The organism is Paenibacillus sp. 01T443 (genome assembly GCF_056398325.1).
On the sequence record NZ_JBFTPE010000001.1, the window covers coordinates 34397 to 48990 of the forward strand.

15 protein-coding genes are annotated in these 14594 nt (G+C 45.6%); 2 read left to right on the plus strand and 13 right to left on the minus strand.

What is annotated here, in order from left to right:
* Positions 1 to 8 precede the first annotated feature (8 nt).
* The 8 genes from AC1DLI_RS00175 to AC1DLI_RS00210 all read right to left on the minus strand — a co-directional run bounded on the left by AC1DLI_RS00175 (position 9) and on the right by AC1DLI_RS00210 (position 6574).
* Complete coding sequence (locus AC1DLI_RS00175) at positions 9 to 968, minus strand: AAA family ATPase (protein WP_477598776.1); 960 nt, start codon at positions 966 to 968, stop codon at positions 9 to 11.
* Between the two features lie 15 nt (positions 969 to 983).
* Positions 984 to 1907, minus strand: a complete 924-nt coding sequence (locus AC1DLI_RS00180) for a polysaccharide deacetylase family protein (RefSeq protein WP_477598777.1) — start codon at positions 1905 to 1907, stop codon at positions 984 to 986.
* On the minus strand, positions 1904 to 2887 hold the full coding sequence (locus AC1DLI_RS00185; RefSeq protein WP_477598778.1) for a phosphotransferase: 984 nt from the start codon (positions 2885 to 2887) through the stop codon (positions 1904 to 1906). The genes AC1DLI_RS00180 and AC1DLI_RS00185 overlap by 4 nt, the downstream gene beginning before the upstream one ends.
* A gap of 5 nt (positions 2888 to 2892) precedes the next feature.
* Entirely contained in the window at positions 2893 to 3573 is a 681-nt protein-coding gene (locus tag AC1DLI_RS00190) for an MOSC domain-containing protein (RefSeq protein ID WP_477598779.1), read from the minus strand.
* Positions 3574 to 4043: 470 nt separating this feature from the next.
* The gene (locus AC1DLI_RS00195; protein WP_477598780.1) at positions 4044 to 4649 is read right to left on the minus strand and encodes a response regulator; all 606 of its coding nucleotides are present in this window, start codon (positions 4647 to 4649) and stop codon (positions 4044 to 4046) included.
* 63 nt (positions 4650 to 4712) lie between these two features.
* Positions 4713 to 5324: a DUF3298 and DUF4163 domain-containing protein gene (locus AC1DLI_RS00200; RefSeq protein ID WP_477598781.1), complete on the minus strand. Its 612-nt coding sequence runs from the start codon at positions 5322 to 5324 to the stop codon at positions 4713 to 4715.
* Between the two features lie 15 nt (positions 5325 to 5339).
* Positions 5340 to 5852 (minus strand): GNAT family N-acetyltransferase, encoded by a 513-nt coding sequence (locus AC1DLI_RS00205; RefSeq protein WP_477598782.1) that lies wholly within the window; start codon positions 5850 to 5852, stop codon positions 5340 to 5342.
* Positions 5849 to 6574, minus strand: coding sequence for a phosphonate ABC transporter ATP-binding protein (locus tag AC1DLI_RS00210; RefSeq protein ID WP_477598783.1), 726 nt, complete (start codon positions 6572 to 6574; stop codon positions 5849 to 5851). Before AC1DLI_RS00210 ends, AC1DLI_RS00205 begins: the two co-directional genes overlap by 4 nt.
* 159 nt (positions 6575 to 6733) lie before the next feature.
* On the opposite strand from AC1DLI_RS00210, the gene AC1DLI_RS00215 reads away from it, so the two are divergent.
* Together AC1DLI_RS00215 and AC1DLI_RS00220 are read left to right on the plus strand one after the other, a co-directional pair.
* Complete coding sequence (locus tag AC1DLI_RS00215; RefSeq protein ID WP_308994891.1) at positions 6734 to 6958, plus strand: hypothetical protein; 225 nt, start codon at positions 6734 to 6736, stop codon at positions 6956 to 6958.
* A 343-nt stretch (positions 6959 to 7301) separates the two neighbouring features.
* Positions 7302 to 8036, plus strand: coding sequence for an HAD family hydrolase (locus AC1DLI_RS00220; RefSeq protein WP_308994892.1), 735 nt, complete (start codon positions 7302 to 7304; stop codon positions 8034 to 8036).
* An 85-nt stretch (positions 8037 to 8121) separates the two neighbouring features.
* Here the strand turns inward: AC1DLI_RS00220 and AC1DLI_RS00225 are convergent, their stop codons facing one another.
* From AC1DLI_RS00225 to AC1DLI_RS00245, 5 genes are all read right to left on the minus strand, one after another.
* The gene (locus tag AC1DLI_RS00225; RefSeq protein WP_477598784.1) at positions 8122 to 10386 is read right to left on the minus strand and encodes a type IA DNA topoisomerase; all 2265 of its coding nucleotides are present in this window, start codon (positions 10384 to 10386) and stop codon (positions 8122 to 8124) included.
* A gap of 239 nt (positions 10387 to 10625) precedes the next feature.
* On the minus strand, positions 10626 to 11774 hold the full coding sequence (locus tag AC1DLI_RS00230) for a hypothetical protein (protein WP_477598785.1): 1149 nt from the start codon (positions 11772 to 11774) through the stop codon (positions 10626 to 10628).
* A gap of 50 nt (positions 11775 to 11824) precedes the next feature.
* Positions 11825 to 12145 carry a hypothetical protein gene (locus tag AC1DLI_RS00235; RefSeq protein ID WP_477598786.1) on the minus strand — a complete coding sequence of 107 codons (321 nt, stop codon included), beginning with the start codon at positions 12143 to 12145 and terminating at the stop codon, positions 11825 to 11827.
* A gap of 215 nt (positions 12146 to 12360) precedes the next feature.
* Positions 12361 to 13848, minus strand: coding sequence for a glutamate synthase subunit beta (locus AC1DLI_RS00240; protein ID WP_308994896.1), 1488 nt, complete (start codon positions 13846 to 13848; stop codon positions 12361 to 12363).
* Between the two features lie 247 nt (positions 13849 to 14095).
* Positions 14096 to 14584 (minus strand): dihydrofolate reductase, encoded by a 489-nt coding sequence (locus AC1DLI_RS00245; protein WP_477598787.1) that lies wholly within the window; start codon positions 14582 to 14584, stop codon positions 14096 to 14098.
* Positions 14585 to 14594: the final 10 nt, after the last annotated feature.

Here is a 14594-nt window from a genome sequence, read left to right on the forward strand (position 1 = left end):
TCAGCCGCCTAATGGACCGAAACGCCGGCTTCAGCAGGCACGGCCGTTAAACGAATGATATCATCGATAATAGCATCCGCCTGGTTAGCTGTACGCTGCATGCCGCGAATGGCTAAACGATGCGCCAACACAGGCTTCGCCATCGCTTTAATATCATCTGGCGTAACAAAATCACGACCACGAAGGATCGCATGAACCTGAGAAGCACGCAGTAGCGCTTGACTTCCCCGAGGGCTTACACCCACTGAAACCTCTTCACGCTTACGCGTCTGTTCAACGATTTGCAATAAATATTGGAGAACATCGTCCGTTACCTTTACGGCTGTATAAGCTTGTTGTGCCTGCTGGATAACGTCGATTCCCGCAATAGGCTCAAGCTCGGATAAAGGATCATGGGCTTTAAAACGCTTTAAGAGCTGCAAACCCTCTTCTGTAGTGGGATATCCCATTTTAATTTTAAATAGGAACCTATCAAGCTGTGCTTCAGGCAGTGGAAAGGTGCCTTGGTGCTCCACGGGATTTTGAGTGGCAATGACCATAAAGGGACGCGCAAGCTGCTTCGTTTCCCCATCTATGCTGATCTGGCGCTCTTCCATACATTCAAGTAGGCTGGACTGCGTGCGCGGAGTCGCGCGATTGATCTCATCGGCAAGCAATAAATTTGTGAATAACGGACCCGCGCGGAATTCAAACTCGCTTAACTTTTGATTATAGAAATGAATGCCGCTCAAATCGGAAGGCAGTAAATCCGGCGTAAATTGAATGCGTCTAAAAGTTAAATCAAGCGACTTAGAAAGTGATTTTGCAAGCAATGTCTTGCCTGTGCCAGGTACATCTTCTAACAGCACATGACCGGATGTAATAAGTCCGATAAGCAATAAATCGACGACTTCCTCTTTACCGACGATGACGCGGCCAATATTCGTTTTCACTTGCTCTGCTAACTGCTTGATTACTTGAAAAGACATAAGTCAGCTCCTCTGTTAGGTTATAAATCCAGTTCGATCGCGCTGCAGCTTCTGAAGCTCGCGCCAACGGATCATCCGTATGCCTTCTTCCTGTAGGGTCTTCTTCATTTCCAGATCACGAAACAGCTCCAGCTCCATCCCACGTTTAAGCGGCTGCCCGTGAAAGGCATTCAGCTCATCCGTTACGAGAGAAGGATGGATGATGAGCTCTGTCACGCCCGGATGAAGACTTTTTAACAGCTGCTGCATGTTTGCTTTTAAAGATTGGAAGTCTTCTCCGTCCTGCAGCTGAAAAGGCAGTCCAACCAAATAATCCAAGATGACGACTCCCTTCGAATCTGCCAGCTGTGCCAGCTGCTTCGCTTGCTCCGCAAGCTCTGGAGGCGCGATTTGTCCATTTTCCTGGAGCAAATATCGCGGTAGACGAAATGGCAAGCCGTAGGAAGCGCATACATCTAGAACAATGGGCAAGAAATGGCGACCAGTCGCTAATCCATATAAGCTTCCCATATGATTATCGGCATGGGATGGCTTCATCCCCAGCGCTATTGCCATTTCGATTTGAGCAATTAGCTCTTCTTTCACTTGGTCCGGATCGGCTTGCTGTTCAACGGATTTGCTGTCCTTAGGGAAATAGTTTTCACTCGTGACCAGAGAATCGGTTTTTCCTTTACGATTAACCGGACCCCAGCGGTAAAGATCCCATTCGCTCGTAAGCGTAAAGTGAACGCCTACGTCAATTTGCGGATGACGTGCACTCCAAAGCGCAGCTTCCCGTGCCCAGCCGCAAGGCATCATTAATGTTGCCGAGCTGACCGTTTGCTCAAGCAAGAGCTGCTCGATGCCGGTATTAACAGAATGACATAATCCAAAATCGTCGGCGTTTATAAGAAGCAGCTTTTCTCCTTCATCGTATCCTAACGCTTTGGCTAAACTCATACCCTCTCATCCTCCCAATGTTCGTTAATCCATTTGCAGCCAAATGCTGATTGATCGATAATTTCGCAAAGAACATCCTGATGATCAAGCTGATCCCTTAAGCGCACAGCGAAATGCAAGGCAACATCGAGCAATCTTAATTTCATTAATAAGGGCAATTTCTTTAGTTCCTGTTCCGTTAGCGGATTCGTATCCTGAAAGCCTTTAAGCAAATGCCCCACTTTTTCATGCAATGCGTCGTTATTAGGCTTTATTAAATCTACAGCAATAACCGCAAGCTCCATAGCTCTTACATCCATTGTCGCGAATTCAAAATCAAGCACGCCAATGATCAGATCATCCTGTGACACCGTATTATTGAAAACAAGATCCCCATGTATCCATTGCTTCGGCCACTGCTCGAGCTCTGCGCATCCTTCTATTAATCTTTGACGCTCCTCTTGAAGTGCCAAGAAACCGGGCTTCCTAGCGGTAAGCGCCTCGGAACGGTCTGCCATTGCCAAGAATGTATTACCATTCATTGACGCGTACGTCTCCTCTAGCATGTAATAAGGACTATATTGCGCCTTGCGATCGGGCCGGATCAAAGCTAATGCCCGAGTTAGTTTCGCTGCTATAGCGCCTAATGCGTAAACGTGAGCAGGTTTGGACGAAGTAGGACGCTCACCATCTATATAATGAAATAATGAAGACAGCGTGCCGTCACTCGCAATGGTTATCGTATCTCCCCGTTTATTTTGAACTGGAATCGGAACTTGAAAGGGAAGCTCCTCCTGAAGAAGAGCGGATAGAATCTCCTGCTCAAGCCTTACAATCTCGGTATCCTTGTGGTTATTGTAAATACGCAGGACAAATCGTTTATCGCCCGAGGAAATAATCCGGGTCGTATTATTCATCCCGCTTTCCAGATTCTCGATGAGACAAGGACCAGAAAATTCATATTCATTTAAATAGGATGAAAAATCTATGCTGACAGTCAAACCGTTTATCCCCCTTGATTATCCTTGAGCAATCTTGTCAGTCGACCGCCAAGCTGTTCCTGCCAGCTCGACGCCAACTCCTTAACCTCCAGCAATGCTCGGATGCCGTCAAGATCTTCTTTGTCTTTATACATGATGCGGTTGGCTTCTGATATGGTTTTGCGTGCAGGATGCATATGCGTAACCGCAAACTCTGATCCTGCCGAGATGCTGCCTTCTTTGATGACACGGAAATAAAAACCCGTATAACCTTTCTTCTGGACATGAACCGGCAAGTCCGGAAGGTTATGTCTTAACCCGAGCTTAAAGCAAGGCTGCCTTGGTTGACTGACCTGAAGGATGACCTCACCGCATTGAATGATGTCGCCAATACATAAATCATCCTCTGTCCAATCGGACAAAGTGAAATTTTCTCCAAACGCGCCATATTCAAATGAACGACCAAGCTGTTCCCGCCAGTAAGGATACCTTTGCTCGAAATAAACACACACGGCCTTATCCGGACCGCCATGATTAACCGTGTCTCCTTGGCCATCGCCTTGAAGCCCTGTTAAGGTTAGTTGATGCGATACGGATGAAGGTTTTTTGAAAATGCCGGATAATATTTCCTTAGAGCCGTGTGCGATGGCTGCCGGCTCGCCAACGTTGAGCGAAATGAGTCTGGCTCTCCCCGTGAGTTGCGTCATTCTCCTCTTTCCTCCTAAGCGATTTTCTTATCAAACTATTATAATCTTCACAGGGAGATGTTGGCAAAGAGATATAACCACATTAATTATTAATTTCATTAAATAATATCCGAAAACACTTTCGACAACTTCTCCACGCCAACCGCTTCACGCTGTCGAAAAGCTCTCTTTTATGTAGCTTATTGCGTTTCCCCGGGAAATGTTTTTGCAATTGTCCGAATATTTCCTACAATTTATTCTCTTTATTTCCCGCGTTCATTTCCGGATATCACTGCTACGAAAACTTGTTTCCATTCGGTTAACCGCCGTTGGTTATCGAAGGCTCCTTCTCTGCATGCTTGCAAAATAAAAAACGATATCGAAGTTCGATAATCAAAACGGAAATCAAAATAATCTGCAGCACGCTAATTGCATATAAGAAAAAACCTTCCATCGAATACAATGGAAGGCATCGGTATTAAACCAAAATTCTATTCATCAGCTTGGGAGTGATGGTTATTGATAATACGCATAATTTCCACTCGCAGTTCAATGATATCAAAAGGCTTCGTAAAGCAGTGACTAATTCCTAAAGTTAAAGCATCTTCCATCTTTTCAGGTGCAGCATACGCGGTAAGCAGAACGACCGGAACGTCTACCGTGAGCGATCTTATCTCCCTTAAAATTTCAATGCCATCCATATCTGGCAGTTTCAAATCCAGCAAAATACAATCGAGCACTTGGTTCCTGCATATTTCTAATGCGGCGTCGCCATTAGCTGCTTCAAAAACAACCATTCCCTGCGCAATAAATAATTCCGACAACATCATCCGAATCGCATACTGGTCATCCACGATTAATAGATTATGTTTTTTGAAAGACGGTGTTTTTTGCTCATTTCCATGAAAACCACTGGATTCCATGCCTGCGCGGGCTGGTATTGAATGGATCGACTGTGATGAAATTGCAACGGAAGGCTGAATGGCGGGAATATTCTTCAAGCTGCCCTGCTCCTTTTCTAATTTACGCGGATGGTTGAAGACAAACGATAAAACAACAATCAATACTGCTGCGAAAAGGATGAAAAAATTCGTCAATTCATGGTCTCCTTGAAAGCCTTGCGTCTGTTATGCAGCTTAGCAAAATATGCTTATAAAGCATCAATCGTTAACAAGCATCGCTCCCAGAGGACCGTCCTCATTAATGATATCTTGAAGCTCGTAGACAGAAATCGGAAAATACACAAAACCAAAGACATACGCTGCCAGCTCATAAAGCTGAAAGTAAACAACGAGCGAACGATCGGCCACATAATAGTCTTGGTCTGGCCGGATCTCTTTGAAAGGCTCTAGCGTATCAATATTTCTTGCCTTGATTTGTGCGCTTACAATTGCGCTTATTCGACCCACATAGTCCGCACCCGGTTTAAAGAGTTGTGCGAGCGTATATGTTTGGCCTGTCGACTGTTTAAAGGTCAGTGATTCCTGCAGAGTCAAGCCATGAGCCCCGCCCGTAAAAGCATAATTGAACAATGATAAACTAAGGTAGTCCTTTTGATTATTCTTTTGTTCAAAATAACCAATCATTTGTGCCCTCGGATCGTCTAAGGAGCCTTGATTGTGAACCAATTGCTGTACGATTTTGTGAATCGTGTGGTTTATTTTGTTATCCGCGGCTTCGCTTTTCCCTCCGCTTATGTACGGCAATGACAAATCTGCCTTTGGAAAATGAGTCTTGGCAGTTTGTACGACGACTGGCGATTGAAATGGCATGTTGAAGACACCTTCCTATTCGGTAAGATGCTCAATTGTATGCAGCGAACGGCTCATCTCATACCAAGTTATTCCGCCATGCTTCGAGGCTGAAATGCCTCGAAGCTCAAACTGCTCTGCTTCATAGAACGGGATTAGATGCTCCTCGCACATTAAAATAACATTTTCGATGTCGGAAGCCTCACATTGTGCAATAAGCTTGCGCAGCAGTAACGCTCCGATCCCCTTCCTGCGATGCTCTTCGTCTACCGCCACCGTTAGGACACAAAAATTCATTCCATTTAGAATACTCGTTTGATTCCCTTTCATCTCATCTCCGCAAGCAGATTGAGACGTTCGAATGCCGTTTGTGATACCCACTAATTGCCGGCCAATCCATGCTGACAAGAAAAAAGGGCGATAATTAGCATATCGATATTGAAAGCCAGCCCAGGTTGCTGCCGCTTCAGGGGAATAACAGCGCTGCTCAAGCGCGATAGCTGCTTCAAGCTCGTCTTCTGCGATGATGCGGAGTTCGATATCACTCACAGCAGTGCCTTCTCGCGTTCTGTGAGTCTTCTGCCGCTGACATCAAGTACAAGCTTGCCTTTTTTTAAGCCGAGTATGCGATCCGCGAAACGTTCCGCCCAATCGCCTTGGTGCATGACCGCAATGACGATTACGCCCTGCTCTTTGCACAGCGCTTTCAAATCACTCAGAACTTGATCGGCCGTATGAGGATCGAGACCGGACACCGGCTCGTCTGCCGCTATTACCTTCGCACCATGAACAAGCGCTCTAGCTATTGCCATACGCTGCCGTTCTCCGCCGCTTAACGTACTTGCCTTCTGATGAGCTTTCTCGAGCAGCCCGCGCTTCTCTATCATATCCATGGCGCCCATGTAATCATCGTTCCGAACCATACCGGTCCATCTGCGCCATGCAGGCGTTTGCGAGACAGAGCCGATGATCACATTTTTGAGACCCGTCTTATTCGGAAATAGAAAAGGCTTTTCCTCCACGTAAGCAACCTCTTGCTTCACTTTTAGCTTGCCGGATATACCCTGCTTAAAAATATCCTTGCCATCAAATTGATAGGAACCCTCACTCCATTTCTCTTGCAGCGCGAGACAACGAAGAAGGGTAGACTTTCCGCTTCCGCTATCTCCTTTTATCGCAATAAAATCTCCGGGATATGCCTCAAAGCTAATATCATCGAGTACCTTCGGCCCGCCGGGAATACGTCTGGATAGGTTCTTTATTCTGATCATTTTCCGCGCTCCTTCTGTTTGTAGCAACTGCTTCTATGAATCTAGTTTACGTTAAACAAAAAACAGTTTCCATACGAACAAATGTTTGGTATAATAAAAAACAAGAACAAACGTTCTATTGATCATCGAATTCAACATTTTGAAGGAGGCCTGATCACCATGAATAACATCTGCGAAAATTTCCGTTATGTAGAGAATGAACGTCCTGGACGTGACTTAACCTTTAAGTTTTATGCCGATGGACGGCTTATTATCATTGATAATGTTGCAGAGGAGGTGATCACTCCCAAGGATTTGAAGGGCGCATGCAAGGACTTTTACGTTCGCAGGCGAATTGCTTTTATTAAAAATCAATTACGGGCTTCACAGCTTAAATATGCTTAAATATACGTAGGAGGAGAGCTGGAACCATTCACGCTCTCCTTTCCGTATCTTCAACGATTTCTATGGAAGCTGCTTATTAATTCCGTTTAGACTCGACGGGCGTTTCGCGAACTTGTCTGTTTTTAGCTTTCCTGACTGTCCACGTAAGCCAGCATGGTTTTGACGACTATCGTTTTTATTAATCTTATTAATTACCAAATCAATCACCTCCGCTGTTTATGATGCCATTTTTTCTGGATAACTATGTAAAAGTTGTTGAACCTATCCGCTTACATTGACTCACCCCCTCCAATTGCGGTAGATTGATCATACAGTTTCAAGTTCCGCAAAGGAGATCGCATATATGAAACAACAAATTATGTTTGACCTCGACGATACCCTAATACACTGCAACAAATACTTTTACTTGGTCATCGATCAGTTTATTGACGCGATGTCAACTTGGTTCGGCAGCTCTTCTCAAGTGTCTGTCCAAGCCATTCGAGACAAGCAAATGGAGATCGACATTGCGGGTGTTGCTGTTTTCGGCTTTAAGAGCGAGCATTTCCCCCAATCGTTTGTGGATACTTACATTCACTTCTCTCATTTGACGGGCCGAAAGCGTTCAACAAATGAAGAAAATTTTTTATGGAAGCTTGGTCTTAGCGTTTATGAGCATGATACCGAGCCTTATCCCAATATGGAACAAACTCTTTTCTCTCTTGCAGAAGCCGGTCATGAGCTTCATTTGTATACCGGTGGCGAGCTGCCGATTCAGCGCAGGAAGATTGAGAAATTGAATTTAGAGCGTTATTTTGAGTCGCGCATCTACATCCGACGTCTTAAGAATAGTGACGCGTTGGAGACGATTCTCTCTACTGGAGTCTTTGACCGAAACAGCACCTGGATGGTCGGCAACTCCATTCGAACGGATGTTGTGCCTGCGTTAACAGCAGGTATCCATGCCATTCATATGAGAGCGGTATCCGAATGGGAATATAACGTTATTCAAATTGACGTGGAACCTAAGGGCGCTTTTTTAACTCTCGATCATCTTAAGGATGTACCCGACGCGATACATGGTTACGTTAACCGATAATTTAAGCATTTTAACGAAAAGACCCGAATTCGTCTCATGGTGCATGAGACGAATTCGGGTCTTTGTTATACATTTTCACTGCTCTCTACTGCTCAACCGCCAACTCGCCAGTATCTATATTTCTAATTACGATTCTGCCCTCACTTGGCGTCCCATCTGCTAATTCAAGCTTGAGCTTCGTAGTCTTTCCCTTCTCTACTAAAGCCTTGACCTGTGAATCCGTTAAGCTCCGTCCGTAGCTTTCCTTCCAGATAACGAATTTACAGCCTTCTTTGTAATGCGAGCAGCCATAGCCCTTCCGACCCATGAAAATCGATCCGCCGCAGCCAGGTCGCGGACAAGCAGCAATCGTAGCCATGCTGCCTGTTGCTGTTGCTGTTGCAGCCGCTGCCGCGCTTTTCTTTGTTGATCCTGAAGCCTTCGGCTTCGCGGAACGAGTCCGTGCTGCTGCAGCAGGCTTGCCAGACGATCCTTTGCTTGCAGCAGCCGGATCGCTTTCAAACGATGTTTTTGCCGCGCGGGACTGAATCCGTACCTTGTCTACGATCATGGTCGCGAATTTCTTCACGTTTTCCATAAATTGTCCGTCAGAAGCAGTGCCTCTCGATATTTCGTTTAAACGTCTCTCCCAAAGCCCCGTCATTTCCGGCGAGGTAAGCAAGTCGATGCCTGCCCCGCGAATAAGCTCGATGGCTGTCCTGCCTTTTTGCGTGACTTGAATCTTCTTGCCCTGCATTTCGACATAGCCAACGTTTTTCAGCCTTTCAATCGTTGCAGCGCGCGTAGCAGGAGTGCCTAATCCCGAATCCTTCATCGCATCGCGTACATCCTCGTCCTCAATCTGCTTGCCTGCGCTTTCCATCGCTTTCAGCAGTGTTCCTTCCGTGTAATGCTTTGGAGGCTGCGTATCCTTCTCTTTCACAATAGCATCTGAGCATACAATACTCTCTTCTGCATTGATCGAGAAAGGCTCATTTACTTCAATTTCTTCCTCTTCTGCATCGTCTTTTTCCTTGCTTTTAGCTGTCGACTTCGCTTTTTCTTTCTTCTGATCGGCATAAATAACCTTCCAGCCTAAGCTCAAAAGCTCCTTAACCGTTGTCTTGAAATTTTCGTTTTCCACCTCGGTAAGCACCGTGTGCACTTTATATTCAGCCGGCGGATAAAACTGCGACAGAAATCGCCGTACAATTAAATCATACAGCTTCTGCTCGTCGGGACTTAGTCCGTTCGCCTTACGGTTTGTCGGCAAAATTGCATGATGGTCTTCTACCTTTGTCGGGTTGCAAATAAATTTGTTCCCCTTATGCACAAGGCTCCGATTTGCTCCTTTTACAAGATCATCGTAAACCGTGCCTTGAAGGGCATTCAGCGTCTTGTGCATCTCTGGTATGTTTTGCTCCGTAACATAGTTTGAATTCGTTCTCGGATACGAAATAACTTTATGCTTCTCATAAAGCGCCTGCGCGGTGTCTAGTGTCTTTTTCGCAGAAAAAGCATACTTACCGTTAGCTTCCCGTTGCAATAGCGTAAGATCATAAAGCTTGAAGGGATACTCCTTCGTCTCTTTCACCTCGTAGGAAGCAATCCTTCCCTGCTTCCCCTTGACCTTGGCAGCGATCGCTTCTACCTTCTCTTGATCGGTCGCCCGCTCTCCCTGCCACATGCCTTTGTAGGTCATCTCCATTTGGGAGAAATGTCCCTCCAGCTCAAAAAACTTCAAGGACGAGAACGCCTCAATCTGCTTCTGTCGGTCATAGATAAGCGCTAAAACTGGCGTCTGCACACGGCCCACAGAGAGCAGCACATTGTGCTTGGTCGTAAATGCCCGGGAACCATTCATCCCAATCAGCCAATCCGCTTCGCTTCTTGCCGTAGCAGCCCGCGTTAAATTCTCGTATTCGGCCCCTTCCTTCAGCTCCTCAAAGCCCTTGCGGATGGTCTCTGGCGTTAAATCTGATATCCATAACCGTTTTACCGGCTGGTTAAGCTTTAAATGACGCTGAATCAATGAAAAAATATATTGCCCCTCGCGCCCGGCGTCACAGGAGTTTACGAGCAGATTGCTTCGCTTTGCAAGATCTCCTATGACCTTGAGCTGATCGATTGTTTTTTTATTTGGTACAAGCTTGAACTGCGTTGGAATAATAGGCAAATCATTTATATTCCACTTCTTATAACGGTCATCGTAAGCATCGGGCTCTGCCAGTCCAATCAAATGACCGATTGCCCATGTGATAATGTAGTGTTCGCCTTCTATGTAGGAACGGTGATTTTTTGCTTTTGGATCGATTGCGGCTGCAATGTTTCGCCCCATATCTGGTTTTTCCGCAATGATTAATGTCTTCAAAAGATATTCGCTCCTTCGTTAAGCATTTCGCAAGCGAGCCATTAACCCAAGCAATATTCGGCTTAAGCTAGCTCCGCACTGGATTTCCACTTTAACATTTTACAGACTTCCGGTTCAAAATGGAATCCTTTTTGCCTAATCAGAGTATGGAAATCGCTGAAAAAAAATAAAACCCAAATGGACTTGTATCCCATCTGGGTTTTTAATAATGGCATTTTATGAATGCATGCAGCTCGCTATTATTGGCCTGGCGGGTTTTCTAAATAGCTGATAATCGATGCGAAAATAGAACGTACGCCGTCTGACCACTTTGGATCCTCCGCATATTTACGATTGATCCATTTGAAAGGGTCTATCTCTGCCGGCCTATCCTTGCTTAGATTATACACGGTTCTTGCTGCGATTTCTGAAGATTGTTTAATATCGGTATTAAACTCCTGCCAGCTATGAAAAACATTAAAAGGATTATTGGCGATTTGTTTATGCTGCTTATTCGTTTTAGGTACAAATCCCTGCTCCTGCCCCGTAATGGCAAATAAAATAACAGGATGAATGTCGAACGCCTGGGCAGCAGTGACGATGGCGTCAAAATACGGCTGTTCCGCTAAAACTGACGATTTGGACTCCAAAAATTGCGTCAAACGTTTACCATCAATGTCATGGTAACGCAGCTCGGCAGGAAGACCGTTCAAAGAAACGGCAAGCGGTTCAGCAGGCTTCATCGCAACCGGCGGCTGAAGCTTATAGAGCGACGGCTTGCTTAATGACCAGCCATACAACAAGCTTGCCGCGATTATAAACAAACAAAGAGTGCTGTAAATATACGAACGCCAGCTTGTTTTTCTCGATAAGTGATTTCGCCAATTTAATCGCGGGAGCGAAATGATCTCAGCATGAACCGAAATTGCATCCGTGCTTCCAAGCGCAACACCCTCAGCAATAAGTTTCCCTCTTAGCAGCGCCAAAATGCCATTCTCAGCAGTTTTCACAGCAGTACCCGATTGCTCCAAGGTCAAAGACAGCTCGTCCAATATACGCTGCATGAGGGGCCTCAGACAGCTTACATGAAGCTGTTTCTCAATCCAGTCATGAAGAGGCTCATAGATTGTAGAATCTGTTCGATCGAGAGCTAAACAAGCCTGAAAAATATCTTCGGCTCTTACGGGCCCTTGTTTTTCCAACACAACAGTCTTTATCAACATTTCCGTGACGGTACGCTTTATGCTGCTCTCGAAATTCGGCAATTGCTTATATATGATTCGTTTGACTGCATCCGCTACGATTTCCGCGCGCTTATCCTGCGGCATCGCAGCATATTTATGCTGAACGTAGCTTCTAATGTTCCGAACGTCTGTCGGTGACAGAACGTATGCTTCATCGGCTGGCATGACGAATCGCCCCTTCGCGTCATCTCAAACCGATTTTACCACAAACTTCCTTAAAACGGTGAGCTTAGTTTTCTAATCTTTTCTTGCACATCCGGCTGCAAAATAAAAGCAGAGATTTGCTCCTTCTCACTAAACGTGAATTGATATTCGCAGTCGCAGCCTTCATCATGCGGTACCATTTGTGCAATCGTCCCATCTATCGTACAGATCACAAGTGCCGTAAAATCGATCAGATCATCCGGGACTTCTGTCTCTGGTTCCAGTTCAAATCGCAGCATAATGTCGACCCATTGTTCATCTCTTTTCTCGATAATGGGCAGAAAGGAGCGGAACTTAAGCTCTGTTATTCGATCTAATCCATATTTAATCATAGGACAACCCCACCATTCTGAACTTATCATAAGACACTCAGCGGCGTAAACGACTGCTTATGCCGCCGTTCTCTGTCGCATAAGCAGTCGTTTAGCGTAGATATAATCACATTATTAATGTGATTACGTTTGAATTCATATATATCAAGAAAAGCGCCCGAAGGCGCTTCTCTTCTTGCTTATTAAGCTACTCTTGCCGACTTCTAAATCATCCATTAAGGAAGCATCGAAGTTCCCATCAAATACTTGTCTACCTCACGAGCTGCTTCGCGGCCCTCGTTAATTGCCCATACAACTAAGCTTTGTCCGCGGCGCATATCGCCTGCAGCAAATACTTTATCGACATTTGTCGTATATTTCCCATATCTTGCTTTTACATTAGTACGTTTGTCCTGCGCAAGGCCAAGTTGTTCGATCAGCGTCGTTTCCGGTCCTTCAAAGCCTACTGCGATGAATACGAGATCTGCAGGCCATACTTTTTCTGTTCCTGGAATTTCGCTATATATTTTACGACCAGTTTCATCAACTGTGCGTTCAATTTGAACGGTATGAAGTTCTTTCAGGTTTCCGTTTCCATCACCGACAAATTTCTTAGTCAATACGGAGAATGCCCGAGGATCTTCGCCAAATAGTGCTTTCGCTTCTTCTTGAGCATAATCAAGCGTGTAAACATTCGGGAATTGCGGCCAAGGATTGTTTAGGCTATCACGCTCCAGCGGAGCTTTGGCATGCGTACCGAATTGCGTAACCGACTTACAGCCATGGCGCAAAGCAGTTGCTACGCAGTCTGTACCCGTGTCGCCGCCGCCAATAACGATAACGTCCTTGTCTTTTGCGGAAATATAGTTCCCATCCTCAAGATTGGAATCAAGGTAGCTCTTAATTGTGCCATTGAGATAATCCATCGCCATGTGAACGCCGTTCAAATCGCGGCCTTCCATTTCAACGTCGCGCGCTCTTGTAGAACCGCCGCAAAGTACAACAGCATCAAAGTTTTCAACAAGCTCGTTAGCCGTAATATCTTTGCCGATTTCCGTATTGGTTACAAACTCAACGCCTTCTGCAGTCATCAAATCAACACGGCGCTGAACCACATGCTTCTCCAGCTTCATTGTTGGAATTCCGTAAGTGAGCAACCCGCCGATGCGGTCTGCGCGTTCATAGACGGTTACGGTATGACCTGCTTTGTTAAGCTGGGCAGCCGTTGCCATACCTGCAGGTCCAGAACCTACGACAGCTATACGTTTGCCTGTACGTACTTTCGGCGGCTGCGGAACGACCCAGCCCTCATCAAATCCACGATCAATGATCGCTTGTTCAATGGTTTTGATAGTAACCGCATCGCCAATCAATCCAACCGTACAAGATCCCTCACATGGAGCCGGACAAACGCGCCCTGTGAATTCCGGGAAGTTATTCGTTTTATGCAGACGGTCAAGCGCTTCGCGCCACAACCCGCGATAAATCAAGTTATTCCACTCCGGAATCAGATTGTTTACTGGACAACCCGAAACAGAGCCTGCAAGTTCGATTCCTGTATGGCAATATGGCGTACCACAGTCCATGCAGCGAGCTCCCTGCGTCTTTAGCTGTTCATCCGAAAAATGCTTATGAAACTCTTGCCAGTCCTTGATACGCTCCAGCGGGTCGCGATCGGCCGGCAGTTCGCGTTGATATTCCATAAAACCAGTAGGTGTAGACATGATCGCATTTCCTCCATCCATATTTCCCGTTAACCTATGTTTCAATTCTCTTCAAACTATATCGGGAATCAGCCAAATATTCAATAACAAACTTTCTCAAAAACGAATATTTTGTCAAAAGCACTCGTTTACTATTTTACAACATCCTAGCATTCAAGTGCTAAAATCGTTAATGGATTATCCGTACAATCATTTGCACTTTATGACATATCGTTCGTCAAATGTTCGCTTTTAGCCCCAAAGGCAACTAGGATTGCCGGATATACGTCTGAAACGTAAAGGAATACTTATTCTTTTCGTCGCTGTCCCGAGCTTCGCTTTCCACTTTATTCCATTCCGTTTCTGAGAATGCTGGAAAAAACGCATCCCCGCCCTCGATTTCGACATTTACTTCCGTGAGCAATATCTTATCCGCAAACGGAAGGAATTGAACGTAAATATCAGCCCCGCCAATCACAATCAGCTCATTTCCATTATATCGCTCAAGTGCTTCCTCAACCGAATGGACAATTTCACAACCCTCTGGGTGAAAATCGTTTTGGCGCGTCAAAACGACATTCAGGCGATCTTTCAGCGGCTTAGGGAGCGATTCAAATGTCTTCCGCCCCATCAACACGGTTTTCCCTAATGTAGATTTCGTGAAAAATGCCATTTCCGCTGGCAGGCGCCAGGGAAGTTTGTTACCGATGCCAATTGTACGGTTTCGATCCATTGCTGCAATTAGTGTGACAGCCATCCTCATCTGC

Excerpts from the sequence above, each read along its gene's own strand:
- AC1DLI_RS00175 (WP_477598776.1), bottom strand. The coding sequence starts at position 968 with ATGTCTTTTCAAGTAATCAAGCAGTTAGCAGAGCAAGTGAAAACGAAT.
- AC1DLI_RS00180 (WP_477598777.1), bottom strand. The coding sequence starts at position 1,907 with ATGAGTTTAGCCAAAGCGTTAGGATACGATGAAGGAGAAAAGCTGCTT.
- AC1DLI_RS00190 (WP_477598779.1), bottom strand. The coding sequence starts at position 3,573 with ATGACGCAACTCACGGGGAGAGCCAGACTCATTTCGCTCAACGTTGGC.
- AC1DLI_RS00200 (WP_477598781.1), bottom strand. The coding sequence starts at position 5,324 with ATGCCATTTCAATCGCCAGTCGTCGTACAAACTGCCAAGACTCATTTT.
- AC1DLI_RS00210 (WP_477598783.1), bottom strand. The coding sequence starts at position 6,574 with ATGATCAGAATAAAGAACCTATCCAGACGTATTCCCGGCGGGCCGAAG.
- AC1DLI_RS00215 (WP_308994891.1), top strand. The coding sequence starts at position 6,734 with ATGAATAACATCTGCGAAAATTTCCGTTATGTAGAGAATGAACGTCCT.
- AC1DLI_RS00220 (WP_308994892.1), top strand. The coding sequence starts at position 7,302 with ATGAAACAACAAATTATGTTTGACCTCGACGATACCCTAATACACTGC.
- AC1DLI_RS00230 (WP_477598785.1), bottom strand. The coding sequence starts at position 11,774 with ATGCCAGCCGATGAAGCATACGTTCTGTCACCGACAGACGTTCGGAAC.
- AC1DLI_RS00235 (WP_477598786.1), bottom strand. The coding sequence starts at position 12,145 with ATGATTAAATATGGATTAGATCGAATAACAGAGCTTAAGTTCCGCTCC.
- AC1DLI_RS00240 (WP_308994896.1), bottom strand. The coding sequence starts at position 13,848 with ATGTCTACACCTACTGGTTTTATGGAATATCAACGCGAACTGCCGGCC.
- AC1DLI_RS00245 (WP_477598787.1), bottom strand. The coding sequence starts at position 14,584 with ATGGCTGTCACACTAATTGCAGCAATGGATCGAAACCGTACAATTGGC.